General features: G+C 72.4%; 22 protein-coding genes and 1 pseudogene. 11 read left to right on the plus strand and 12 right to left on the minus strand.

Going from position 1 to position 24062, the window contains the following annotated elements; translation table 11 throughout:
* Window position 1: 1 nt before the first annotated feature.
* The 4 genes from OHV05_RS01085 to OHV05_RS01100 all read right to left on the minus strand — a co-directional run bounded on the left by OHV05_RS01085 (window position 2) and on the right by OHV05_RS01100 (window position 3569).
* Window positions 2–295, minus strand: coding sequence for a DUF1330 domain-containing protein (locus OHV05_RS01085; protein WP_405015840.1), 294 nt, complete (start codon window positions 293–295; stop codon window positions 2–4).
* Window positions 296–376: 81 nt separating this feature from the next.
* Window positions 377–1861: an MFS transporter gene (locus OHV05_RS01090; protein WP_405015841.1), complete on the minus strand. Its 1485-nt coding sequence runs from the start codon at window positions 1859–1861 to the stop codon at window positions 377–379.
* The gene (locus tag OHV05_RS01095) at window positions 1858–2316 is read right to left on the minus strand and encodes a MarR family winged helix-turn-helix transcriptional regulator (RefSeq protein ID WP_405015842.1); all 459 of its coding nucleotides are present in this window, start codon (window positions 2314–2316) and stop codon (window positions 1858–1860) included. Before OHV05_RS01095 ends, OHV05_RS01090 begins: the two co-directional genes overlap by 4 nt.
* A 110-nt stretch (window positions 2317–2426) precedes the next feature.
* On the minus strand, window positions 2427–3569 hold the full coding sequence (locus tag OHV05_RS01100; protein WP_405015843.1) for an ATP-binding protein: 1143 nt from the start codon (window positions 3567–3569) through the stop codon (window positions 2427–2429).
* Window positions 3570–3901: 332 nt separating this feature from the next.
* Here OHV05_RS01100 and OHV05_RS01105 point away from each other — a divergent pair, with 332 nt between their 5' ends.
* Window positions 3902–4912, plus strand: a complete 1011-nt coding sequence (locus OHV05_RS01105; RefSeq protein WP_405015844.1) for a hypothetical protein — start codon at window positions 3902–3904, stop codon at window positions 4910–4912.
* Window positions 4913–4915: 3 nt separating this feature from the next.
* Here OHV05_RS01105 and OHV05_RS01110 read toward each other — a convergent pair whose 3' ends face one another.
* Window positions 4916–5845, minus strand: a complete 930-nt coding sequence (locus tag OHV05_RS01110) for an LPXTG cell wall anchor domain-containing protein (protein ID WP_405015845.1) — start codon at window positions 5843–5845, stop codon at window positions 4916–4918.
* Between the two features lie 437 nt (window positions 5846–6282).
* Here OHV05_RS01110 and OHV05_RS01115 point away from each other — a divergent pair, with 437 nt between their 5' ends.
* A complete protein-coding gene (locus OHV05_RS01115) occupies window positions 6283–9852 on the plus strand; it encodes a S8 family serine peptidase (protein ID WP_405015846.1) in 3570 nt (1189 codons plus the stop codon).
* Between the two features lie 55 nt (window positions 9853–9907).
* Here the strand turns inward: OHV05_RS01115 and OHV05_RS01120 are convergent, their stop codons facing one another.
* The gene (locus OHV05_RS01120) at window positions 9908–10615 is read right to left on the minus strand and encodes a TetR/AcrR family transcriptional regulator (protein ID WP_405015847.1); all 708 of its coding nucleotides are present in this window, start codon (window positions 10613–10615) and stop codon (window positions 9908–9910) included.
* A 123-nt stretch (window positions 10616–10738) separates the two neighbouring features.
* Here OHV05_RS01120 and OHV05_RS01125 point away from each other — a divergent pair.
* Window positions 10739–11020 (plus strand): annotated as a pseudogene (locus OHV05_RS01125) (NAD-dependent epimerase/dehydratase family protein); the annotation flags it as partial.
* 90 nt (window positions 11021–11110) lie between these two features.
* Here OHV05_RS01125 and OHV05_RS01130 read toward each other — a convergent pair.
* Both OHV05_RS01130 and OHV05_RS01135 read right to left on the minus strand, forming a co-directional pair.
* A complete protein-coding gene (locus OHV05_RS01130) occupies window positions 11111–11518 on the minus strand; it encodes a hypothetical protein (protein ID WP_405015848.1) in 408 nt (135 codons plus the stop codon).
* 22 nt (window positions 11519–11540) lie between these two features.
* The gene (locus OHV05_RS01135) at window positions 11541–12638 is read right to left on the minus strand and encodes an IS630 family transposase (protein ID WP_405015849.1); all 1098 of its coding nucleotides are present in this window, start codon (window positions 12636–12638) and stop codon (window positions 11541–11543) included.
* A gap of 102 nt (window positions 12639–12740) precedes the next feature.
* On the opposite strand from OHV05_RS01135, the gene OHV05_RS01140 reads away from it, so the two are divergent.
* Window positions 12741–13166, plus strand: a complete 426-nt coding sequence (locus OHV05_RS01140; protein WP_405015850.1) for a hypothetical protein — start codon at window positions 12741–12743, stop codon at window positions 13164–13166.
* Window positions 13167–13212: 46 nt separating this feature from the next.
* Here the strand turns inward: OHV05_RS01140 and OHV05_RS01145 are convergent, their stop codons facing one another.
* Both OHV05_RS01145 and OHV05_RS01150 read right to left on the minus strand, forming a co-directional pair.
* On the minus strand, window positions 13213–14043 hold the full coding sequence (locus OHV05_RS01145; protein WP_405015851.1) for a hypothetical protein: 831 nt from the start codon (window positions 14041–14043) through the stop codon (window positions 13213–13215).
* 184 nt (window positions 14044–14227) lie between these two features.
* A complete protein-coding gene (locus OHV05_RS01150; RefSeq protein WP_405015852.1) occupies window positions 14228–14527 on the minus strand; it encodes a hypothetical protein in 300 nt (99 codons plus the stop codon).
* Window positions 14528–14987: 460 nt separating this feature from the next.
* Here OHV05_RS01150 and OHV05_RS01155 point away from each other — a divergent pair, with 460 nt between their 5' ends.
* From OHV05_RS01155 to OHV05_RS01165, 3 genes are all read left to right on the plus strand, one after another.
* Window positions 14988–15623 carry a class I SAM-dependent methyltransferase gene (locus OHV05_RS01155; protein WP_405015853.1) on the plus strand — a complete coding sequence of 212 codons (636 nt, stop codon included), beginning with the start codon at window positions 14988–14990 and terminating at the stop codon, window positions 15621–15623.
* Window positions 15624–15718: 95 nt separating this feature from the next.
* Complete coding sequence (locus OHV05_RS01160) at window positions 15719–16078, plus strand: PadR family transcriptional regulator (RefSeq protein ID WP_405015854.1); 360 nt, start codon at window positions 15719–15721, stop codon at window positions 16076–16078.
* A complete protein-coding gene (locus tag OHV05_RS01165) occupies window positions 16075–17091 on the plus strand; it encodes a hypothetical protein (RefSeq protein ID WP_405015855.1) in 1017 nt (338 codons plus the stop codon). The genes OHV05_RS01160 and OHV05_RS01165 overlap by 4 nt, the downstream gene beginning before the upstream one ends.
* A gap of 99 nt (window positions 17092–17190) precedes the next feature.
* Here the strand turns inward: OHV05_RS01165 and OHV05_RS01170 are convergent, their stop codons facing one another.
* Window positions 17191–18447 carry a hypothetical protein gene (locus OHV05_RS01170; RefSeq protein WP_405015856.1) on the minus strand — a complete coding sequence of 419 codons (1257 nt, stop codon included), beginning with the start codon at window positions 18445–18447 and terminating at the stop codon, window positions 17191–17193.
* A gap of 212 nt (window positions 18448–18659) precedes the next feature.
* On the opposite strand from OHV05_RS01170, the gene OHV05_RS01175 reads away from it, so the two are divergent.
* The gene (locus tag OHV05_RS01175) at window positions 18660–20093 is read left to right on the plus strand and encodes a pyridoxal-phosphate dependent enzyme (RefSeq protein WP_405015857.1); all 1434 of its coding nucleotides are present in this window, start codon (window positions 18660–18662) and stop codon (window positions 20091–20093) included.
* A gap of 48 nt (window positions 20094–20141) precedes the next feature.
* On the opposite strand, the gene OHV05_RS01180 is transcribed toward OHV05_RS01175, so the two are convergent.
* Window positions 20142–21113: a helix-turn-helix transcriptional regulator gene (locus OHV05_RS01180; protein WP_405015858.1), complete on the minus strand. Its 972-nt coding sequence runs from the start codon at window positions 21111–21113 to the stop codon at window positions 20142–20144.
* 104 nt (window positions 21114–21217) lie between these two features.
* Here OHV05_RS01180 and OHV05_RS01185 point away from each other — a divergent pair, with 104 nt between their 5' ends.
* From OHV05_RS01185 to OHV05_RS01195, 3 genes are all read left to right on the plus strand, one after another.
* Window positions 21218–21625, plus strand: a complete 408-nt coding sequence (locus OHV05_RS01185; RefSeq protein ID WP_405015859.1) for a DUF3224 domain-containing protein — start codon at window positions 21218–21220, stop codon at window positions 21623–21625.
* Window positions 21626–21967: 342 nt separating this feature from the next.
* Entirely contained in the window at window positions 21968–22357 is a 390-nt protein-coding gene (locus tag OHV05_RS01190; RefSeq protein ID WP_405015860.1) for a hypothetical protein, read from the plus strand.
* Window positions 22358–22533: 176 nt separating this feature from the next.
* Complete coding sequence (locus tag OHV05_RS01195) at window positions 22534–23985, plus strand: amidase (RefSeq protein WP_405021368.1); 1452 nt, start codon at window positions 22534–22536, stop codon at window positions 23983–23985.
* The last annotated feature ends 77 nt before the right edge of the window (window positions 23986–24062 follow it).

Genomic DNA, 24062 nt, shown 5'->3' on the forward strand with positions numbered 1-24062 from the left:
GTCAGTCGAGGCCCTCGATGATGCGGAAGTCGCGCTCGACGCCGTCGGCGAGTACGGCCAGCGCCTCCTGGTAGGCCGCACTCGCATGGGCGGCGACCGCCTGTTCGAAGCTGTCGAACTCGATCAGGATGGTGCGCCCGGCGACTCCGGCGTCGTGTGCGACGACCCGGCCGTCGCGGGCGAGTACCCGCCCGCCCCCGGCCTTGACGGCCGGGCCGGCCAGCTCGTTGTAGGCAGCCGACTTCTCGGGGTCCGCGATGGTGCGGTAGGCGCTGACCCAGTAACCCTTGGCCACGGTGCCTCCTCTGTTCGGAATTGACGGACGGAAACCTGCTCGGCCGACGGAGCCGGCGTCGAAGTCGGACTGCTTCGGTCCTCAGCCTCCGACCCGACCCGACCGGCCCGACCCCGGCACCCCGCCCGGGGCGGTGGTCGGATCGGTCCCGGGTGAGCGCCGGCGGGCGAGGGCGAGGCCGGCCGTCGTCGTGACCGCCATCGCGGCGACGCCGACCAGCGCCGCGGTCGTGTAGGCGTCCTCGTCCGGGAAAAGCCGGCCCGTGGCGGTGCCGGCGGCCAGCACCAGACCGCCGATGGCGCTGCCCAGGGAGTACCCGACGCTGCGGACGACGTAGTTGAAGCTCATGGCGCTCGACGTCTCGCTCCTGGGGGTGACGGCCAGGATGACGCCGGGCATGGCGGCCGAGAAGCTGCCGACGCCGAAGCCCAGCACGCCCATGGCGGCGAACAGTTCGGCCAGGTTGGACCGGGCGGTGGCGAACAGGACGAACCCGCCGCCGACGACGGCGGCGCTGCCGGCCAGCAGCAGCGGGCCGTCGACCCGCATCCGGACCAGCGGCGTGAGCTTGCCTGCGACGAACCCCAGCACGGAGAACGGGATGAGGACCAGCCCCGCCACAAAGGTGGTCAGCCCGAAGCCGTAGCCGGCGCTGTGCGGCGTCTGCGCGTAGCGGGTGATGAGCGTGAGCAGGAGGTACATGCCGCTCCCGCCGACGAACATGGCGATGTTGGCCCCGGCGACCGCCGGGTGCCGTACCGCCCGGACGTCGACCAGCGGCGTCCTGGTGCGCAGTTCGGAAACGGTCCAGAGGCAGAGCAGGAGTACGGCGACGACGGCCAGCGTCACCGCCACGGCGAGGTGCCGGTTCCACAGGCTCCGCTCGCCGGCCAGGAACAGGACCAGGAGCAGTCCGGCCGCCAGGACCAGCGCACCGGCCACGTTCACGTGAGCGGAGCGGCCTTCGGGAGCTGCGGGCATGGAGCGCCACGCGGTCACGAAGGCGACGGCGGTGACGAGCAGGCCGAGGCCGTACGCGGCCCGCAGTCCGCCGAACTCGGCGAGCAGCGCGGCCAGCGGGTAGCCGACGCCGGCTCCGATGACGGAGACCACCGAGATCAGGGCGATCGTGGCCGTGCTGCGCTCCTCGGGAAGATGGTCGCGGGCCACGCCCATCATCAGCGCCGTGAGACCGAGCCCGACGCCTTGGGCCGCCCGGCCCACGAGCAGCCAGGCGAACGGCAGCGGCAGCACGGTGAGCGCGCTGCCGACGACGACGATCGCCAGCGTGGCGAGAATCGTGGCCCGCCGGTGCGGACCGGCTCCGAGCCGGCCGAGGACGGGGGTGGCGACGGCGCCGCTGAGCAGGGCGATGGTCAGCGTCCACTGCGCGCTGTCGAGGGAGACGTGGAACGTGGTCGCCACGCTGGTGACGAGCGGCGTCCCCAGGCTGGCGACCGCCGCCACGACCAGGGCGATGAACACCACGGCGGGGACCAGCAGACGTACCTCGGAACGTATCGGGGCAGAGCTCGTGGGCTGGTCATGGGCCTGGGCCGCGTTCACCGGTCCGCCCCCTCTCGGGCGTGGCCTTCGAGCTCCGCCAGATGCAGCAGCGCCGGAAGGGCTGCTGCCAGGGCCTCGACCTCGTCACCGGTGAGTTCGTCGATCAACCGCGCGTACGCGTCGACGCCCGCCTGACGTCGCGTCCGGACGTACGACGCGCCGGACTCGGTCAGGCACACCAGCGTGACCCGCCGGTCGGACGGATCGCCCTTCCGCTCGACCAGCCCGGATTCCTCCATCACCCGGACCAGCACGGTCATCGCGGGCTGGGTCACCCCCTCGGCCAAGGCCAGATCGGTGATCCGTCGCGGGCCGGTCTTGTCCAGCGTGGCCAAGGTGGCGGCGGACGTCAGGCTCATGTCGCGGGGAAGGCGTCTCACCGCCCTGGTGGCCAGGCCGTAGAGGGCTGACCCGATGGCATCGGAAGCGCCGTGCGCGGCGTCTCGGCGACTCATGCCAGAAGCATAGCTGATTTATATGAATCCTTTATGCATCTACCGCAACGCGATGCCGCCCGCCCCCGCCCGGCCCGGTCCCTGCCCGGGCGGGGGCGGTCGACTGCCGCTCAGCCCTGGTGCGTACCCCGGACGAGCCGGCCGACGATCGCTGCGGCCTGCTCCGGATGCGCCGTCAGCCAGCCGCCGAGGTACTCCCGGACGGCCTGTTCGACCCGGTCGCGCACCGCCGTGTTGCCCAGCCGGTCACGCAAGGAGCCCTCGAGCTCGAGCCGGTCGACCTTCACCGCCACGACGGCCGTCAGGCCCTCGCCGATCCGCTCGGTGCCGAGATCGGGTTCGGCCTCCGCCAGCAGCCGCTGCGCACGCGCGTACGCGTTCACTGCGGCGGCCACACCCGCACGCAATCCCTCCTGGTGTGTGCCACCACCCGGCGTGGCCCAGGAGTTGGCGAAGCTCCGGATCCGCTCCCCCGGGGAGTCGCACCACCGCAGCGCCACCGCCACCGCCGCCTCCCCGGCGACCGGTGACCGCTCCTGCTCGAAGCCGATCACCTCCGGGTGCACCGGCTCTCCCGCCTGCTCGCCCAGGAAGTTCACGAAGTCCCGTACCCCGCCGGGGAACCGGAGCCGCTCCGAGCGGGACGCGCCCGGGAGGCGATGGTCCGTCAGGGAGATGTCCAGTCCCGGGTTCACGAAGGCCAGTTCCCGGAAGCGGTCCAGCAGGGCGTCGAAGGAGACCTCCGCCGTCCCGAAGATCTCGGTGTCGGGCCAGAAGGCGACGGTGGTCCCCTGACCGACCGTCGGCCCCGCGTTCACCGGCGGGGCGACCGCGACACCGCGGACGTACTCCTGGACCCAGCGAACCCCGTCGCACCGCACCTCGGCCGTCAGGCGGCTCGACAGGCCGTTCACGACCGCAAGTTCCAGCCCGAAACCCCAGCCGCCCGACAACACGGTCAGCTCCTCCCTGAGGCTGCTGTGACCGGCGGCGTCCCGCACCTCGTCGATGGGCGCACCCGGCCCGTCGTCGGCCACGTACACACCGCCGCCCGCGGTGAGCGTGACCTCCACCCGCCCGGCCCGGCCGGACAGGACCTCGTCCACGGCCCGGTCGGCCGCACTGAACACCACGTTGCGCAGTCCGCGTTCGTCGGTCGAGCCGACGTACATCCCGGGCCGCTGCCGCACCGCGTCCAGCCCCTCCAGCACCTGGATGTGACTGGCGTCGTACTTGTTGGTTCCCTCGCTCACGATGTTCCCCTCCGAAGGTGTCCTGCAGAGGTTCCACAGCCTAGGCGAGATCCATCAAAACACCAGGTCAGAGCATGTTTGGCGAAGGCCGGGACGGCCCCTGCGACAGCCCCCGGACAGCGGTCGGCCACCGTGGGTACGGGCAGTCACCGCGTCACGGCCACGACCCCCGCAACGCCTCGCACGACACCGTTCCGGGCGGCCCCGAGGTCCCCGATCCAGAAAACTTTCCACCCCGACCCGACGGCCCGTCAGACACCCGGCACGGCCTCCCCCGGCCACACCCGGACGGCGGCGCGGGCCATGATCACGGTTGCGGCATACTTGCGGCCGTGCCGATAGCCGATGACCCCCACCCGTCCTCGCCCGACCGACCGGAACCGACCGGCGGCGACCCGTTCGAGGGACTGTTGTTGGACGAGAACTTCGTCCACGGTGCCGCTGTCCGGGAGCCGTCCGCCCGCACCCGGATGCTCTCGGCGCAGTGGCGGCTCCAGGAACCGGTCGACCCCGGCGGCCGCCGGTGGTCGCCCCACCTACACCGGACCTCGCGGTGGTCCGGCTGGCTGGACCGCCGGGGACGGATCGCGCTGGCGGTGCTCTGCGGGCTGACCGCGCTGCTGGGGCTGGCGAGTTGGGCCGGCCGGGAGCCACCCACCGATGACCGGTCCGCCCCGCCCCTGCCGGTCGCGGTCCGGCCGTCGGCGGATGCCGCGCTCCCCGGCGGCGGGATCTTCCCCGGCGGAAAGTGCGGCACCAAGGGCTTCCATCACTTCACCCTGCCACCTGCCGCCGGGAGCGGGCGGCCCGGCAGCCCGGGGCCGGCACTCGACCTCGGTTCCTACGGGTTCAGCTCGCAGTCGGCGAACGATCCCGGCATCCTCGAGGTCGGCCTGCTGATCTCCCCCGGCCCGACCGGGCCGCTGGACCTGGCTCGGCCGCTGGGCCCCGAGGGCGTCGCCGTGGAGATCGAGGGCCCGGGCGGACTGGTCGGCGCGGCGCACCACCTGCCGGTCACGTACGACGACGACACCGAGCCCACCGCGGACGGCCGCCTGATCAGCCCCGTCTCCGCCCTGGTGACGTTCCCGGTCGCGGCCCTCTGCCCTGGCTACACCGGCCCCGCCGTGGCCCGCGGGCTCGTCCCGCCCGTCGACGCCCACAACACCATCACCGGACCGCCGCGCTACACGCTCCACGTCTCGTTCTCCGACCCTGCCGTCGGCGCCCTCCGGCGCGCCTCGGGATCACCCGTCGCGGGTGACGTCCTGGCCGCCGACAACCTCCTGCACGACGAGGTGTCAGCGGTGGGCCCGGCGGCGGCTCCCGGCAGCGGCCGCTGAGGCTCAGCGGTCCGCGTCGGCCTTGCGGCGGCGGGCCACCACCACGGCCCCGACGCCCAGCGCCATGGTCGCGACACCGGCGATCGCGAGCACGGTGGAGGCCGAGGAGGACCCGGTCTCGGCGAGCTCGCCCTGGTGAACGGCCGGCGCCGTCGGGGTCGACCCCACCGACGCAGCGGCCGTCGGACTCGTCGGCACGGTCACGGCGGTGTCCTCCACCCGGACCGAGCCACCGGTGTCGGCCTCTGCCGCAGCGGTCGCCCCGGCGGCGGCGGTCGCGGTACCGCCGGTGGGAACGGCGGGCGCGGGAGTCGGGGTCGGGGTCGGCTGCTGCGTCTCGGCGGCCCGCGCGTCGGCCAGCGCCCGGTCGGCCGCCTGGCTCACCGCCAGCGCGTCGGCCACGGCCCCCTCGGAGGCGCTGGCCTGCTGCACCAGCCCGACCCGCCAGTCCTGGCCCTGCTCCGCCGCCGCGACGAGCTCCTGCTCGGCACCGGCCAGCGTGGCGGCGGCGGCCTCGACGGCGAGATCGGCCTTGCCCAGTTCCCGGAAGGCCGCCACCCGCTCGTCATCGGTGGTGGTGGCAGGCAGGGCGTCGATCGCGTCGTTGCGCTCGGCCCGCACCCGGTCGGCCTCCGCCTTGGCGACCTCGGCCTGCCGCACGGCCGCCGTCGCCGCGTCCTGCCGAGCCTGGATCGCCTCGGGGAACCGTCCGCTCCTCAGCAGTGCGGTCAGCTCCTGCCGGCGCGCGGTCTCCTTGGCCAGGACCGCTTCGTACCCGGCCCGCGCATTGGCGGCGTTCTGCTCCAACTGTGCGACGGTGCCCTGGAGTCGGACCACGGCGGTGGTACCGGCGAAGGCGGGGGCCACCGAGAGGGCAGCCGGTACCGAGACAGCGATCAGGGTGGCCGTGACGACGGTGGTGCGGAACTTCATGGGAGACCTTCTGCGTGGCAATCGGGTAGCCGGGCCGGACGCGGACGCCGACCCCTGCCATGTGTGGTTCTTGTAAAGACAACCCGATGAGCTTACAGACCGCATACGACCCATCGAGCCACCGGACGGCCCACGACGGGCAATCCCGACCGTTCACCGAGTGACTTCCACCACCTCCTGAACCCACGGCCCCGACCGCACCACCGGCCCCACCACCGAGCAGGCCCCACTCAAACCCCGTCACGCACACCCCACCGTCCGTTGACGCTGGGTCAGACGACCCGACCCTCAAGCCACTTGACGACAGTGGCATGTTCCTGCCACTCAAATCCGGTTTCCCGCCCGCCCCCGTCCGGGCAGGGATGGCGACCGCACCACTGTTCTCACCCGTCCGCGCGGCGGCCCCCCGGCCGCCGCCACCGCGTGAAGGAGAATCCGTGGCATTACGGACCAGCCGCCGGCGTACGGCCCTGACCGGGCTGCTCGCCGCCCTCGCCCTCCCGACGGTCACCCTCGCCGCACCGGCCTTCGCCGCACCGGCCGCACCACCGGCGCCGCCCTCCGCGTCCGTACCCGCCGCCGCCAAGATCGAGGCGAAGGTGCTGGACCAACTGGCCGACGACGACAAGGCGGTGTACTGGGTCCAGCTCAACTCCCAGGCCACCACGGTCGAAGCGCAGCGCGCCACCACCAAGACCGCCAAGGCCGAGGCCCTGCTGCGCGCCAAGACCACCCACGCGGACACCACCCAGGCGCACCTGCGCGGCCTGCTCGACGCCGTCCGGGCCGACTACCGGTCCTACTGGATCGTCAACGCGATCCGGGTGACCGGTGACCGCAAGCTGCTGGACACCCTGGCGCAGCAGCCCGAGGTCGCCTCCATCCGCGCCGAGCAGACCGTCAAGCTGGACGAGGTCATCCCGGCCACCGCCGAGCCCAAGGCGGCGGACGCGGTCGAGTGGAACGTCGACCGGATCGGCGCCCCACGGGTCTGGGACGAGCTGGGCGACCGGGGCGAGGGCATCGTGGTCGCCAACATCGACTCCGGTGTCGACTACACCCACCCGGCCGTCAACGCCCAGTACCGCGGCCGCAGCGCGGACGGGGCGTACGACCACAACTACAACTGGTTCGACCCGGCGAACGTCTGCCCGTCCGCCGCCCCCTGCGACAACAACGACCACGGCACCCACACCATGGGCACCATGGTCGGCTCCGCCGGCGCCGACCGGATCGGCGTCGCTCCCGGTGCCAGGTGGATCGCCGCCAAGGGCTGCGAGACCAACAGCTGCTCGGACGCCTCGCTGCTCGCGGCCGGCCAGTGGGTGATCGCCCCCACCGACCTGAGCGGCAACAACCCGCGCCCCGATCTCGCACCGGACGTGGTGAACAACTCCTGGGGCGGCACGCTCTACGACGACTGGTACCGGCTGACCGTGCAGGCCTGGGTGGACGCGGGCATCTTCCCCGCCTTCTCCAACGGAAACAGCGGCCCGGGCTGCAACTCCAACGGCTACCCGGGCGGTTACACCAACGGGTACTCCTCCGGCTCCTTCAACAGCGCCGGTGCCATCTCCAGTTTCTCCTCCCGGGGCCCCGGCGAGAGCGGGCAGCTCAAGCCCGACCTGGCCGCGCCCGGTGAGAACGTCCGCTCCAGCGTGCCGGGCGCCGGCTACGCCGCGTTCAGCGGCACCTCGATGGCCAGCCCGCACACCGCCGCGACGGTTGCCCTGATCTGGGCCTACGCACCCTCGCTGCGCGGCAACGTGGCCGAGACCCGGGCCCTGCTGGACCGCACCGCCGTCGACACCGACGCGACCGCCTGCGGCGGCACGGCCGCGAAGAACAACATCTTCGGCGAGGGCAAGCTCGACGCCTACGCGGCGGTCTCCGCCGCCCCGCACGGCCCGGTCGGCACCCTCGCCGGCCACGTCACCTCGGGCGGCGCCGCGCTGGCCGGTGCCACCGTGTTCGCGGACGGCGCGATCGACCGCACCGCCGTGACCGGCGCCGACGGCTCGTACAGCCTGGCCAACCTGGCCGAGGGCAGCTACAGCCTCAAGGTGACCAAGTACGGCTACCTGCCCGCCACCGCCGACGCCGTGGTGGTCGCCGACCAGACCGTCACCCGGGACTTCGCGGTCGAGCAGGCCCCCTCGGCCGTCGTCACCGGCACCGTCCGCAGCGGCGGCGTCCCGGCGGCCGGCTCGGTGGTCACCGCCACCGGGACCCCGGTCAGCGCCACCGCCGACGCCGCCGGGCACTACCGGCTCACCCTCCCGCTCGGCGAGTACGACGTGACCGCGAGCTCCCCGTACCGCTGCGCCGACCAGGCCCAGCGGCACCTTTCGCTCACCGGCGACACCACCGCCGACATCGAACTGCCGGTCCGCACCGACACGTTCGGCTACAGCTGCGCCGCCGGCGGCGGCGACTGGGTCGGCGGCACCACCAAGCTGGCCCTCACCGGCGACACCGCCGCCGAGCAGGTCAGGCTCCCGTTCGCGGTCCCGCTGTACGGGAACGTGTACACCTCCGGGTACGTCAGCACCGACGGGGTGTTCTCCTTCCCGGCCGCCTCGACCCTCTACAGCAACGGAGCCATCCCCTCCCCCGGTCTGCCCAACGGCGCGCTCTACCCGCTCTGGGACGACCTCTACCTGGACGCCAACTCCGGTGTCTACACGGCCACCACGGGCACCGGCACCGACCGGGCCTTCGTGGTCGAGTGGCGAAACGTCACCTTCTACTCCGACCGCACCGTGCGGCTCTCCTTCTCGGTCGCGATCGGCGAGGACGGCAGCTTCACCTACCGCTACAAGGACACCGCCGCCGCCGGCCCGGCGGCCGGATCGGGCGCCACCGTCGGCCTGGAGAACGCCACCGGCACCGACGCGCTCCAGTACTCGCTGAACACCGCCGTGCTCACCGACGGACTGGCTGTCACCTTCCGGCCCGTCAAGACGGGGCTGCTGCGCGGCACCGTCACCGACGCCAACGACGGGAAGCCGCTGGCCGGGGCCGCCGTCAAGCTGCTCACCGCCGCCGGTGCCACGGCCGGCACCGCCACCAGCGGTGAGGACGGCGGCTACGTGCTGCAACCCGCGGCCGGGGACTACCGGTTGGAGACCGGCGCGGCCAACTACGCCACCGCCACCGGTCCGGTCACCGTGACGGCGGGTGCGGTCCAGCGGCCCGTCACCGCGCTGGCCACCGGCCGGGTCGCCAGCTCGGTGCCCGCGCTGACCGCCGTGGTGCCCGCCGGGCAGACCCGCACCCGCACCTTCGAGCTCGCCAACTCCGGTGCCCCGACGGCGTACACCGTCACCGAGGCGGTCGACGCCGCCTGGCTGAAGGTCGAACCGGCCGCCGGCGACCTCGGTACCGGTGGCAGGCAGACCGTCAAGCTGTCCCTGGACACGGCCGGCAGTGCGCCCGGCACCGTCCTGACCGCCCAGCTGCTGATCCGCTCCGCGAGCGGCCGGGCACCCCAACTCACCGTCCCGGTCACGGTGGTGGTCCCCGGCTACCAGGTCGCCCTGGACGCCGGCGCCATCGGCGGCTTCACCGACTCGCTCGGTGACAGCTGGACCAAGGACCGCGAGTACGCCAGCGGCGGCTACGGCTACCAGGGCAAGTCCTCGGCCAAGGACACCCGGGAGGCCATCACCGGCAGCACCGATCCGAAGCGCTTCCAGACCGCCCGCGAGGGCATGTACGGCTACGCCTTCGACCACGTGCCCAACGGCGTCTACACCGTCGAGCTGGACTTCGCCGAGCTCGACCGCAAGTCGCCCAACACCCGGGTCTTCGACGTGCTGATCGAGGACCGGGAGGTGATCCCCGACCTCGACATCGCCCTCAAGGTGGGCAGCCGCAAGGCCCTGACCCAGTCCTTCACCGTCACCGTCACCGACGGCCGTCTCGACGTCCGCTTCGTGGCCGCCAACGGCAAGACGCTGCTGAACGCGATCCGCGTCACCCAGCGCCCCGACCTGACCGGCTGACCCGACACCCGACCCACCCTCGGGGCCGCGCACCCGTCCGGGCGCGCGGCCCCGGCTACTCCCCCAGCGGGACCGCGAGACCGACCGCCTCCGCCGCGACGACCACCGTGGCGTCGAAGTACGCGTCGAAGTCGGTGACCACCGCGTCCAGGTGACCGAACAGCTCGAAGCTGACCGTGCCGACCAGCGAGATCCACAGCGTCAGCGACCGCTCCACCAGGTCCGCGTACGGCTCGGCGGGCGGGCCGCCGAGCGGGTCCAGCACCCGCCGGGTGATCAGCCCCGGGCCGGGCAGCGGCTGCGCCGGGGGGCACAACTGCCCCTGGGCGTGGGCCTCCAGGACGAGGGCGGCCAGCAGCCGGGTGATCCGGGTGGCCGGGTCGACGGTGTCGGGCGGGGCCTGGTAGCCGGGCACCGGGGAGCCGTAGACCAGGGCGAACTCCTGCGGATGGGCCAGCGCCCAGCGCCGGACCGCCCGGCAGGCGGCCAGCCAGCGGGCCCCGGGAGCCCCCGGCCCGACCGCCGCCGCCTCGGCGGCGGCACCGATCGCGTTGAACGCGTCGACGATCAGTGCCGTCAACAGGGCGTCCCGGCTGGGGAAGTAGCGGTAGAGCGCCGAGGAGGCCAGCCCCAGGTCGCGCGCCACCGCGCGGAGCGACAGCGCGGCGGCGCCGGTCTCGCCGAGCTGCCGGGTGGCGGACGCCTTGATGGCCCGGGTGAGTTCGGCGCGGGCCAGCTGCCGCGCGGTCTGGGACGCCGTCATGCCGGCCATTCTGTCCGGTGAGAGCAGTGACCACAAGAGAGAGCACTGCTCTTGACTTGCCCCGGTCCGGCCGACCAGACTGCCCCCGGGAGAGCACTGCTCTCCATCACCGGGGAGGAACCAATGGCCCGTCACATCGTCATCGGCAGCGGCCCGATCGGCGCCGCCACCGCAGCGCTGCTCACCGAGCAGGGCCGGGAGGTCACGGTGCTGACCCGCTCGGGCGGCGCCGGCCGCACCGCACTGGACGTCACCGACACCACCGCCCTGCGCAAGGCCGCCGACGGCGCCGAGGTGATCTACAACTGCGCGAGCCCGGCGTACCACCGCTGGCCCACCGACTGGCCGCCGATCGCGGACTCGGTGCTGGACGCGGCCGAGGCCACCGGCGCGGTGCTGGTCATGATGGGCAACCTGTACGCCTACGGTCCCGCCGACCGGCCGTTCACCGAGAGCCACCCGCTCGCGGGCACAGAGCGTTGTTGTGTGAAGTGTTCAGCTCGGTTCGGTTGCTGGTGGGTATGTTGGGCGCCCGGCTCGTACGAAGTCGAGGTAGTCGTCTTGGGCGATGCCTGCGTTGACCCATCGGTGGTGGACGGCTCCGGTGCTCGCCTCGGCGATCGCCATGGCGGACGGCTCGTCCTCGGTTGTGGCGATCTCCTGGCCGAAGTCCTCCTCGCCGTCGTCGGAGTCGAGAGGCGGGAACTCGACCAGGTCGCGGAAGTGTTCTCCACCGACGTCTTCGGCAGTGTGGAGCACAACGAGGTAGCCCGAGGCTTTCGGTCTGATCTCGACCCAGCGGATGCCGGGCTTCTCCGGCGTGCCTGCGGCGCCGAGGAACTGCTCGATGGCGCGCCCTCGTCGCAGGGCACCGAGGGCGAAGGGTTCGGTCAGGTAGCGCACGTGACCAGCGTAGAGGGAAGCCTCAGGCGGCCTGGGTCGGGTCCTTGGTCCAGGTACGGATCGGCGAGTCGGGAGCGAAGTTGGTCTTCGGCTCCGCGCGGGCGTTACGCCAACGGATGTAGGAGTTGATGGCGACGTTCTGTTCGGCGTGGCTGCGGTGGTCGGTGCCGTTGAGGGCGAAGTAGCGCAGGGCGGCGAACTCGGACTCGATCCAGTTCAGCCAGGATCCGTAGGTTGGCAGGAAGACCAGCTCGACGTCGTTCTCTGCCGCCCACTCGCGGACGTTGGGGTGTTTGTGCGGGGAGAAGTTGTCCAGGATGACGTAGAGCTTCTCGCCGGGCCAGCGGGTGCGCAGGGACTTGAGCAGGGCCAGGAACTCGCGCCACCGTTTGCGGGGGCGGATGCGGTAGTACATCTTGCCGGTGGCCAGGTCGAGGGCGGCGAGCATGTGCATCACGCCGTCGTAGCGGTTGTAGGTGGCGCGCAGGCGACGTGGTGAGCGGTGCGGGCGCCATGCCTTGCCCTTGCGGGGCATGAGGTTGAGCGGCCCGAACTCGTCCACGCAGACCACCCGGCCGTCGGTGGGCGGGGAGTCGTAGAGCGCCAGGATCCGGTGCATCTTGGCGATGAAGTCCGGGTCGTTCGAGGACTTCCAGGTGGTGGTGGTCTGCCATGAGACCTTGCCCTCGCGCAGTATCCGCCGCAGCGTCTCGCGGCTGACCGCCGGCACGACGGCCTGCTGGACCAGGTGCTCGGCGAGCTTGGCCAGGCTCCAGGTGGAGAACGCGGCGATCTTCCAGTCGGCGGGGGACGTCCGGGCGATCAGGCAGATGTGCTCACGCACCTGGCCGCTGATCGTCCTGGGGCGTCCCCCGCTCCATTTTGGGTCCAGCGCGTCGAACCCCCGCTCGTTGAACGCGTGGATGACGTCGCGCACATAGTCGGCGCTGACCTGCATAAACGAGGTGATGTCTGGCACCGACTGGCCCTGCGCGGACATCATCACCACGATCGCCCGCCGAAGCCTCACCGGATCCTTCGCGGTCCGGCTGATCCGCTGCAGCCGACGCCCCTCCTCCATGCCCACCGGCCGGACGAACACCCCCGGACGACGCCCCACAACCACCTCCACGATCACAACCTGGAAGCAGCCTGCCGCGCAACAGACGAAGGATCAATTACCCGGCCAAGGATCCGAGACGAGCCACTAGCCCAGCGGGTGATGACGCCGCTGCTCGCCGGGAAGCCCGTCCGCGTGCTCGGCGACCCGGACGCGCCGCACAGCTTCAGCTACCTTCCCGACATCGCCCGCACCCTGGTCCGCCTCGGCACCGAGGAGCGGGCCTGGGGCCGCGCCTGGCACGTACCCACCGCTCCGGCCCTCCCCGTCAGGGAGCTGCTCCAGCGGATGTCCCGTCTGGCGGGCCTCCCCCCGGCCAAGGTCGGCGGGCTCCCGTGGTGGCCGCTGCGCCTGGCCGGGCTCGCCAACCCCACCCTCGCCGAACTGCGCGAGGTCCGTTACCAGTTCGACCGCCCCTTCGAGATCGACTCGCGGGCCTGGACCGCCGCGTTCGGCGAGGAGGCCACCCCGGTGGACGAGGCACTCGCGGCCACCCTCGCCTGGTGGCAGCAGCGGCTCGCGCGGTAGTGACCGGTGTGCGCGGGTGCGAGGCCCGCGCACACCACCCGCCGGTTCAGCCCTTGTACGTCGGGCCGTTGGCACCGCGCGCGCCGACCGCCCCCTCGTTCCCGTACGGGCCGTAGTAGGCCTTGAAGGTGTCCTCGGCGTCGTAGCTGAAGGTGCCGCCGGAGTACGGGATGCCGCGCTCGCCACCGGCCCCGCCGCGACCGCCGAGCCCACCGGGCCGGTCCTCCACGCTGTCGCCGCCCCGGCCGCCGGCACCACCCGAACCGGCCTTGCCGCCATAGGCGTTGATGGTGTCCGCGCCGGGGCCGCCGATCACGTTCCCGGCCGGGTTGCCGACACCGCCGGTGCCACCCGTCCCGCCCGTGGCGCCGCGACCGCCGATGCCGGTGTCGGTGCTGTTGCCGTTCGCCCCGGTGGCGCCGGCGGCCCCTGTGCGGCCTGCGCCGCCGGTGATGGAGAACTTGTCGTTCCCGGCGCCGCCGTCCACCACGATCTTCCCGATCATCGCGTCGGACCCCTCGGCGCCGGTGAGGGTGATGGTGTCGTTGCCGTCACCACCGCGCACGTCACTGGCGGTACCACCGCGGATGGTGACGGAGTCGTCCCCGCCGAGCAGGTCGATCGGGTGGCCGACCGGCACCCCGTTCGCGCACTCCAGGACGTCGTTGCCGGCGGTCCCGGTGATCTCCGCGACCGGACTGACCGAGGCCCCGTTCAGGGTGCAGGTCACGGCCGGCCCGGGGGCGGCGTACGCGAGTCCGGCACCCGCCAGGGAGAGCGGGACGGCGACCACGGCCGCCGTCAGGCCGGCCAGCAGGGCGGAGCTCCGGCCACGGGTGGACGTGGGCACTGCGGGGGTGGTGCGGCGGACACGCATGAGCACTCCTGACGGTGGATCACACCGTGCTGGTGCACGGCGCGATCAATTGACCACGCCGGATGATCGCGATGCGGTCACCGACACTCACAACCACCCGTTCAGTCGAGCGACCCACGGTGCTGCCCCCCGGGGGGCAGCAGCCACGGAGTCCGGCGGCGGCGTACCAGCAGACCTGCCGGCGTCAGATCGCGTGTGACGGTGGGGGATCGTCACCGTCGGAGACGTCCTCCGCATGGTGTGCGATGTCGTCGCCGACCGTCAGGACGGCCATCGGCGCGAGGGGCAACTGGTGCCGATCCCGGCCGTTGGCGCCCCCGGCGTCCGGAGCGGCGCGCAGATGGCGGGCTATCTCCCGGGCGGCGTCGATCAGTGTGGTGACCAGCGCGACGACCTCCGGCACGGCTCCTCGGAGCTGCCGGGCGATGCCGGTGGTGGCGACGACGGCCAGGCTGACGATCCCGACCAGCGGAGCGATCTCCACGATACGAACCTCTTCCCACGCGCGATTTCGGAGCAGCTGCGGACGATGACCCGAGCCGTCCCGTGGAGGACGCGCGGGGGTGATCATCCGGTGATCCGCTTCCAGATCCGGGACATGGACATGCCCCTGCCACCTGGCTGCGTCTGGCTGAATCCGAGCAGTCGCCACAGGGCGACCGGCACGTGTCTGCCGATAGGCCGTATCCCTCTCGATCGCGGCCAACCATCCTGCCCTGCTGAGCAGTTGTCCGGCCGTCTCAACGCAGCCTACCCCGCTCCGGCGAATCCCGGCGGGCAGTTTCCCGCCCTGCCCGCCAAGCCGGCCGCGCTCACCGGGCCGGCCGAGGGTGCTCACCGCCGCGGGTGATCCGGGCCCCGGCGGCGTGACTCGCCACAAGCCCGTTTCGTTGAGCGGACGTCGGGCACGCTCCTCATTCGAAGCCCGACCGAAAGGCACCCCCATGAGTCTCGGCACCCTGGTCAGGAACCGTCTCGGAAGCCTGGAGGTACCGGCCGCCAACCTCTACCGCTCGGCCTTCATCAACCTGGACGACCTCGCCACCACCCTGCTCAGCCTCGGCCCCGCCGGGCGAATTCTCGAGGTCGGCTGCGGCGACGCCGCCCTCGCCCATCGGCTCACCGCCCGGTCGCCCACCTCGAGTTACCTGGGCATCGACATCGCCCCCGCGCCCGGCCGCCTCTTCCTGGGCGATCCTGACCGCGCCCGGTTCCGGTCGATGAGCACCTCTCAGTTGATCGCGGAGGACCCGGAGCCGTTCGACCTCGTCATGATCGTCGATGTCCTGCACCACGTCCCGGTCCCGCAGCGCCGGCAACTGATCCAGGACGCGGCCTCCCTCGCCGCACCGGGCGCGGTCCTGGCCATCAAGGACTGGGAGCGGGACGCCGGCGCCGCCCACTGGCTGGCCTACGCCGCCGACCGCTACATCTCCGGGGACCGCACCGTCGACTTCCCCAGCCGCCGGGAACTCCGCTCGGCGATCGCCACCGCACTGCCGGACTGGGTCCCCTTCCTGGAGACCCGCATCCCCCCGCTCAGGAACAACGTGCTGTACGCGCTCCGGAAGGTCGCCTGACCCCCGATCCCGTCGCGAGGACGAGCGGAGCCGGCCCGGCCTCACTCCATAGCTAAACCATCGACATATCTAAGCCGTTGATCTATGGTCTCGGTATGGCAGATCGTCAACTACAGGAACCGACCCGGCTCGTGCTCACCGCACTGGCCGACGCGCCCCGGCACGGCTACGCGATCGTCCAGGAAGTCCTGGCGATCACCGGCGGCCGGACCAAGATGCTCACCGGCACCCTCTACACGGCCCTGGACCGCCTGCTCCAGCAGGGGCTGATCAGGATCGACCACGAAGAGGTCGTCGCCGGGCGGCTGCGCCGCAGCTTCGCGCTGACCGAGCCCGGCCGGGAGACCCTGGCCAACGAGACCGAGCGGCTGCGCGCCGGGGTGGCCGAGGCCGACCGCCGGCTCGCCCTCGGCAGCCCGCAGCCCACCCTCCGGACCGTCGGGGGGACGGCATGACGCACTCGCACCTCCCCACCCCCGGCCTGCTGGCACGGCTCCCCCTGGACGTCCTCTACCCTGCCGCGTACCGGGCGGCGCACGGCGCGGAGATCACCGCCGTCTTCGCCGAGGCCGTGGAGCACACCGACCGACGCACCGCCCTGCGCGAGTGGTCCGCCCTCGCCGCACACGCCGTCCGGCTGCGCACCAAGCTCAGCTCCCGCGACCCGGCGGGCCGGATCATCGCCGGCGCCGCACCGTTCCTGCTGGCCGGCGGCGCGGCGGTGAGCCTGGTCCACCTGTTGCTCGACCTGTTCCTGTCCGACTCCTGGGAGTTGGGGAGCCCCGCCGTCCGGATCGCCGTGGGCACGGCGCAGACCGCGCCCTGGGTGCTCGCCCTGCTCTGCGCCGCCCTCGGCCGCTGGGCACCGGCCCGGGCCCTGGTCCTGCCGGCCGTCGCGGCCCGGATCGTCGGCGCCGTGGTCGCGCAGGCCGACCCGGGTGCGGGGCTCGACCGGGGCACCAGCCTGCTCGTGCTCTGGAGCGTCATCGGCGTCCTGGTCCTGATCGCACCGCCCGACGCCGTCGACCTCACCCGGCAGGACCGCTCCCGGACGACGGCCGCCGCCCTGGCCATCGCGCTGCCGATGAGCGGCGCCGCCGCCCTCTGGCTCAACGCCTGGCCCTACGACGACAGCTCCTACCGCAACGTCTCCTTCGCGCCCAGCTACCAGGCCCTGTTCGACGTCGCCACCGCCTGGCCCGCCTTCGTGATCGGCCTCGCCTACCTCGGGCTGCTCGCCGCCCCGGGCACCGACCGCCTGCGAGCCGCAGGCATCGCCCTGGCCGCCCTGCCCTGGACGCTCCTGGTCGCCCCGCCCCAGTACGGGATCGGCCCGGCCGACGTCCACAACCTGTACCGCACCGGCATCGTCCTCGCCGTCCTGGCCGCAGCCACCACGCTCGGCCTCCTGCTCCGCACCCGTCGGCACACCGGCCGCACCGAACCTGACCCCGCTTCAGCCGCCTGACCCGGTGAACGCGCGACACCCGGCGGCCCTCACAGCTTCGAGGGCCGCCGGTCCGCTGCCCGCACCACGGTTCGTCGGCAGGTCGGCGTGCGTCCCGGGTCAGGACAGGGAGAAGCCGAGCCTGCTCACGATCGGGGTCATCGGGACGTAGATCACCTGCCAGTAGCAACGGGTCGGCGTGGCCGTCGAGTTGGCCGGGCAGCCGACCTCGGTGGAGGAGCCGCCGGCGATCACGACCCCACGGGCCGCCATGTCCTCGCCCGGCCCGTAGGGGTCGGCGAGGACCGGGCCACCGCTGTCGCCCTTGGCGACGATCGGTCGGTGGTCGCCGCCACGGGATTCGGCCACGTCGACCGGCACGGTCACGGCCCCGGCGGCGTCCTTGGTCCGCACGTCGACGCTGGTGACCTTGACGTCGCAGACCCAGCCGGACTGCGCACCGCTGAGGCAGACCAGGTCGCCGACGTTGTTGCGGCCGGAGCCGTAGACCCGGCGCGACGATCCGCCGGTGTCCGACCAGCGGCCGTCGTAGAAACGCACCCCGCCGTCACCGTTGATGCCGATCATGCCGACGTCCAGACCGGCGTCGACCGCGATCCGGTCGCCGATGTAGTGGTCCGCCCCGCTGTAGTAGCGACCCGCGCCGCAGTGCCCGGCGGTGAGTTGAACCCTCGTCGCACCCTTCCACCCGGTGAAGGCCCCCGAGCAGAAGTCGGCCGTCGAGGTCCGCACCTGCGCACCCGCGTAGTACGGAGCGGTGTCCACCCGGCGGCCGCCGGACAGCGGCACGGTCACCCCGCCGGGACGCGCGGTCACCGCCATCCCGGCCAGGTCACCGGCGCGTTCGGCGTACCGCTCGTCGCTGACCCGCGCCCCGGTCAGCGGCCCGGCCGCGGCGGGATCGTAGGTGACCGCGATGCCGCTGCCGTCCTCTTTCGGACCGACCGAGGTCCACACCCCGGGCCCGGCCGCCGCGACGAACCTGTCCACCGCCGCCTGCATCTCCACCCGCGAGTAGGCCCCGGGACGGACCGTGACGGTGAGGCCGGGCGAGGAGTTCGCCCCGATCAACTCCTGCACCACCGCGGGCAACTCACCCGCCCAGTAGATGTCCGCCCGCCGGTTCGGCGCGTCGATCACCGTACCGGCGTACCCCAGGGAGGCGGCCGGCCCGGCCTCCGCCCAGTCCTGGACCGCGTCGGTCACCCGGTGGAGCTTGAGCTGAGCCTGCGGGTCCGACAGCAGGAGCATCGACTCGCCCCGCACCACCGACCCCTCGTCACTCCCGGCAGCCCCCAGAGCAGCCCCGCCGACGGCGACCAGCACCACGGCGAGCGCGATGCGGATGTGACGCACCCTCGGTCCTCCTACGACTGCGACGAAACCTCGCGAAACCGGCGCCCACCAGCGTAGATCCCGCCACCGCGAGTACCGCCCCCACCCAGCGCGCGGACATAACCCGCGCGCCCCGTCCGCGCGCTGGCGACAGCTCCTGACCCCCGCCGATGGCAACCCGCGTCGTGTGCCCCACTGGTCCGTCCCGATCACCGCCTGGCAAGGTTGGCGCCATGGATGCTCACGAGTCTGTGCTCGACCTGATCGGCCGCACCCCGCTGGTGCGCGTACGGATGCCCGGGGGCGACCGGGGTGCGGCCGTCTACGCCAAGCTGGAGTACCTGAGCGTGGGCGGCAGCGTGAAGGACCGGATCGCGGCCAACATGGTGCAACAGGCCGAGCGGGACGGGCTGTTGCGGCCCGGCGGCACGATCGTCGAGGCCACCTCGGGCAACACCGGCATCGGGATCGCCGTGGTGGCCGCCGAGAAGGGGTACCGCGCCGTCGTCGTGGTCTCCGACCGGGTGAGCAGCGAGAAGACCGCCACCCTGCGGGCGCTGGGCGCCGAGGTCGTGGTCCGACCCGCCGGACTCCCCCGCGAGCACCCGGACCACCCGGTGAACACGGCGGCCAGGATCGCCGCCGAGACGCCGGACGGCTGGCTCGCCGACCAGTACGACAACCCGGCCAACCCGGAGGCGCACTACCTGGGCACCGGGCCGGAGATCTGGCGGCAGACCGACGGCCGGATCACCCACCTGGTCTCCTGCATCGGCACCGGCGGCACCATCAGCGGCACCGGCCGCTACCTGAAGGAGGCCAGCGACGGCCGCGTCCGGGTGATCGGCGCGGACCCGGCCTCCTCGGTGTACGCGGGCGGCGACGGCAGCCCGTACTTCATCGAGGCCGCCGGGCACTTCCGCCACCCGGACACCCTCGCGGACACCTGGCCCAAGTCCTACCACCAGGACGTCGTCGACCGTGTCCTGCCCGTCGCCGACCGCGACGCCCTGCTGACCCTCCGCCAACTCGCCCGCGAACAGGGCCTGCTGGTCGGCGGCTCGTCCGGTACGGCACTGGCAGCGGCCCGGCAGGTGGCCACCGAGGCCGGCCCGGACGCGGTCGTCGTGGTCATCCTCCCCGACTCCGGACGGCAGTACCTCTCCAAGTACTTCGACGACACCTGGATGCTCCGCCTGGGCTTCCTGGACGGCGACCCCTCGCACCCCCGGGTCGGCGACGCCGTTCCCACCGACGACCACACCGCGCCCCTCCCCTACCTCAACACCCACACCACCGTCGGGGACGCCCTCGCCACCCTGCGCACCCTCGCCGAAGCGGGCCGACCCGCCGTCCTGCCCACCGGCCCCTGCCCGGACGGCCGCCGCCCCACCGCCCCCGAACTCACCGGCTCGGTCACCCTGCCTGACCTCGAAGGCACCCTCCGGGCCGGCCGCGCCACCCCCACCGACCCCCTCGGCAGCCACCCCGGCCCGCCCCTGCCGCACTTCGGCCACGGCGAGGCCGCCGACACCGCACTCACCCAACTCACCACCCAGGGAACGGAGATCGCCGTGGTCCTGCGCGACGGGCGCGCCATGTCCCTCGTCCGCCCGGCCGACCTGCGCATCCCGTCCCCGACCACTCCCCGTCCCGACCGGAACTGACGGCCCGCCGACTCACCGGACGCCTCCCGCTGAGACCCCAGACCGCCGTCAGGGCGAGGCCGCATACCGCCTCGCCAGCTCCGCCACCGCCTGAGCCGTCGCCTCCCGCAGCTCAGGCGGACCGAGCACCTCCGCCTCGACACCGAGTCTGAGCACGTCGCCGACCGCGACGGCCTGCGTCTCGACCGGCAACTCCACCTCCACCCAGCCCTCCTGGTCCGCCGGCCCGGCCGCCCCCAGGGCCCGTGCGCCCGCCGCACCGAACTGCGCGGGCAGCAGCTTCTGTGCGCGAGGCGAGACCCGCAGCCGTGCGGTCCCCTGGTGCAGCACGGCCGCCATGCGCCGTGCGGACTCCTCCCAGTAGGCGGCCAGATCGAAGCCGGCCGGGCGCTCGAATCTCTCCCCCGGGATGTCCAGGGCCAGGACTCGCGATACCCGGTAGGTCCGCAGGGACTCCTCCGACAGCGCCACCAGATACCAGATACCGCCCTTGAGGACGATGCCCAGCGGGCGCAGCTCCCGGTGCACCTCACCGCCCCAACGCCGGTAGTGGGCACGGAGCACACGCTGCTCCCACACCGCCTGGGCGATGGGCGCGAGGTACGGCACCGGGTCCGCGTCCCGGAACCAGGCCGGCGCGTCCAGGTGGAACCGGTCCTGGATACGCCGTGCCCGGTCGGCCAGTTCGACCGGCAGAGCGGCCTGCAACTTCAGCTGAGCGGCCGCCAGTTCCGCGCCGAGGCCCAGATCACGCGCCGGACCCGGCGCCCCGGCGAGGAAGAGCGATCCGGCCTCCGCCTCGGTGAGCCCGGTCAGCCGCGTGCGATACCCGTCCATCAGGCGGTACCCGCCCGCTGGACCGCGATCCGCACAGACCGGGACGCCCGAGGTGCCGAGTGCCTCGATGTCCCGGTAGACCGTACGGACGGACACCTCCAACTCGGCGGCGAGTTCGGGGGCGGTCATCCGCCCGCGATTCTGGAGCAGCAGGAGCAGGGAGAGAAGCCGGTCGGCACGCATGGAGCCATTGTCCTGCCGCACCTGACAGAAGGTGTCAGGTACAGCGGGCAGGCTTCTGATCACGCCGTACGGACGACGCCGCGCGGCTGATCGAGAGGACTCCCGTGCCCACGCAGACCACCGGCCGCTTCACCTTCGCCAACTGGGAGGAGCGCCCCGTCACCCCGACCGAGGCAAGCCCGAGACTCGCCCATGCCTCCGTGACCAACGCTTTCGACGGTGGCATCGAGGCCGCCACGACCACCTGTGAGTACGCCATCGTCTACGTCACGGAGAAGACCGGGACGTTCGCCGGTATGGAGGTCCTGGTCGGCAGTCTCGACGGATGCCAGGGCGCCTTCGCCCTCGAAGAGCGCGGCTCGTTCGACGCCGACGGCACCGTGCGCTGCACCTTCGCGGTCGTGCCCGGATCCGGCACCGGCGAGCTCACCGGGTTGCGCGGGACCGGCCGTTTCACCGTCGAACCCGGCGCACCGTCCGTCCCCTACACCTTCGACTACGACCTGGACTGACTGCGGGGCGCCTCGCCGACGAACTGCACGATCCCTTGGGATCGATCGAAGCGGGCCCCAACAGGTCTGGCGGTGGCCACCGGGATGTCCCCGGTGCAACTGACCTGCCGTTCAGTGGAATTGGTCACTGTGGCCGGTCGTAGCCTTGCGGTTGCCGGCCGATGACGGAGGTCTCGATGTGGTGGCGCCGGCTGAACGCTGCACCATCAAAACGGTCACAGACCGCCAAATGCCCCGATTCCACCATTGATTGATTCCAGGTCAGACCAGGGCGTGCCTGGCCAGTCGTGCACAAGGGGGAATTCGCGGCCGGACACCCTTCCGACGCAGTACCGTGAGCCGGTGGATGAGATCACAGCACCGACGGCAGGCATGACGATCAGTGTGCGGATGCGCCAGGACGTGGTGGTCGTCGATCCGGAGCGCTTCATCGCGGCGGCCCGCGCGGCGCTCCGCGAAACCGACCCGGAAATGACCGAGGAGCGGGCAGCCGAGTTCATCTGCGATGTCCACGACGCCGTGTGGGCTCTGATGGACCGCTTCGGCCGCCTCGCAGCCGACGCACCGGCAACCAGCGGGCGCCCCGGGCAACGGATTCTGGACCGCCCGGACGGACTCTCCCCTGCGGGCGAGCGGCAGCAGATCGTGCTGAACGATCCGTTCCCGCTGCAGGACTACGGCTGCTTGATGCCCGAGAATTATGACCCGTTCGCCATCCCGCCAGTGGCGTGATGGCGTCCTCGCGCAACCAGCGGCGACGCCGTCGGTGATCCCGCCGCGTGTCGCCATCGCCGGCGGCCGGGCGAACCACCTGCGGTCGGCGAGGAACTGATGAGTATTCAGACCACCACCCCGTTGTGCGAATCGGCATTTCGTGGCCTGTTCCAGGGGTCGGTACGGTCGGATTCATGGAGTGGAAATTTCAGACGGCCGAAGAACTCGCGGCCGCCATGCGCGCCGGTGAAGTGACCTCGGCGGAACTGACCGACGAGGCGATCGCCCGGATCGAGCGGGACGACAAGGCGATCAACGCGATCTGCGTGCCGGACTTCGACCGTGCCCGGTCCGCCGCGCGCGCCGCCGACCAGGCGCGTGCCGGCGGTGCGGACCGGCCGCTGCTCGGCATTCCGGTGACGGTCAAGGAGTCCTACGACATCGCCGGGCTGCCCACGACTTGGGGCATGCCTCCGCACCGCAACCACCTGCCGTCCGAGGACGCGGTGCAGGTGTCGCGGCTCAAGGCCGCAGGCGCCGTGGTGCTCGGCAAGACCAACGTGCCCTTGGGGCTGCAGGATGTGCAGAGCTTCAACGACATCTACGGCACCACCAACAACCCGTGGGACCACGGTCGCACGCCGGGTGGATCCTCGGGCGGATCGGCGGCGGCCCTGGCGGCCGGGTTCGGCGCACTGTCCATCGGCTCCGACATCGCCGGTTCGTTGCGCACGCCCGCGCACTTCTGCGGTGTCTACGCACACAAGCCGACCCTCGGCCTGGCGGCGAACCGCGGTATGACCCCGCCGCCGGCGCCGGCCTTGCCGGTCGACCTCGACCTCGCCGTCGTCGGTCCGATGGCACGCAGCGCCCGTGACCTCACCCTCCTGCTCGACGTCATGGCCGGACCGGACCCACTGACCCACGGTGTGGCGTACGACCTGCGACTGCCGCCGGCGCGCCACCAGGAGCTCCGCGACTTCCGAGTCCTGGTCATCGAGGACCACCCGCTCATCGCGACCGGATCCGCCGTGCGGGCGGGCGTCAACCGCGTGGCCGACGCGCTGACCGACGGCGGCGCCCGCGTCGAACGGCACAGCGCGCTGCTCCCCGACCTGCGCGAAGCCGCCATGCTCTACATGCAGTTGCTCGCCTCCAGCTCCGTCATACGCTTTCCCATCGAAGCCCGCGAGCAGGTGCAGGCCCGCGTTGCCGAGGTGAGCCCGGCCGCCGAAACCCTCGACACTGCACGGCTACGCGGCACGGTGCTCAGCCACAGCGACTGGCTCGAGACGAACGGCCACCGCGAGCTCCACCGACACGGCTGGCGGCAGCTCTTCACGGAGTTCGACATCGTGGTGTGCCCCGTCACACCCACCCCTGCCTTCCCACACGACCACCACCCCGATCCGCTGGAACGCCGGATCGACATCGACGGTGTCGCGTACCCGTACTTCGACCAACTCGTCTGGGCCGGCCTGGCCACCATGCCCGGCCTACCCGCCACCGCCGTACCGACGGGCCGGTCCCCCGAGGGCCTGCCGGTCGGAGTGCAGCTCATCGGCCCGATGTTTGAGGACCGCACCCCACTGCGGCTGGCCGAACTGCTCGAACAGAAGATCGGCGGCTTCCAGGCACCGAAGTAGCGCGTACGACCCGGGGCCTACCGAGCTACGTGACCCAGGTGGGTCCTGAGGTCGCCACCCTCGCGGGCCACCGCCTC

Source organism: Kitasatospora sp. NBC_00070 (assembly GCF_045041205.1).
Taxonomy (GTDB): Bacteria; Actinomycetota; Actinomycetes; order Streptomycetales; family Streptomycetaceae; genus Kitasatospora.

Excerpts from the sequence above, each read along its gene's own strand:
- OHV05_RS01195 (WP_405021368.1), top strand. The coding sequence starts at position 22,534 with ATGGAGTGGAAATTTCAGACGGCCGAAGAACTCGCGGCCGCCATGCGC.
- OHV05_RS01120 (WP_405015847.1), bottom strand. The coding sequence starts at position 10,615 with ATGACGGCGTCCCAGACCGCGCGGCAGCTGGCCCGCGCCGAACTCACC.
- OHV05_RS01110 (WP_405015845.1), bottom strand. The coding sequence starts at position 5,845 with ATGAAGTTCCGCACCACCGTCGTCACGGCCACCCTGATCGCTGTCTCG.
- OHV05_RS01160 (WP_405015854.1), top strand. The coding sequence starts at position 15,719 with ATGGCAGATCGTCAACTACAGGAACCGACCCGGCTCGTGCTCACCGCA.
- OHV05_RS01175 (WP_405015857.1), top strand. The coding sequence starts at position 18,660 with ATGGATGCTCACGAGTCTGTGCTCGACCTGATCGGCCGCACCCCGCTG.
- OHV05_RS01095 (WP_405015842.1), bottom strand. The coding sequence starts at position 2,316 with ATGAGTCGCCGAGACGCCGCGCACGGCGCTTCCGATGCCATCGGGTCA.
- OHV05_RS01140 (WP_405015850.1), top strand. The coding sequence starts at position 12,741 with ATGACGCCGCTGCTCGCCGGGAAGCCCGTCCGCGTGCTCGGCGACCCG.
- OHV05_RS01145 (WP_405015851.1), bottom strand. The coding sequence starts at position 14,043 with ATGCGTGTCCGCCGCACCACCCCCGCAGTGCCCACGTCCACCCGTGGC.
- OHV05_RS01180 (WP_405015858.1), bottom strand. The coding sequence starts at position 21,113 with ATGCGTGCCGACCGGCTTCTCTCCCTGCTCCTGCTGCTCCAGAATCGC.
- OHV05_RS01155 (WP_405015853.1), top strand. The coding sequence starts at position 14,988 with ATGAGTCTCGGCACCCTGGTCAGGAACCGTCTCGGAAGCCTGGAGGTA.
- OHV05_RS01165 (WP_405015855.1), top strand. The coding sequence starts at position 16,075 with ATGACGCACTCGCACCTCCCCACCCCCGGCCTGCTGGCACGGCTCCCC.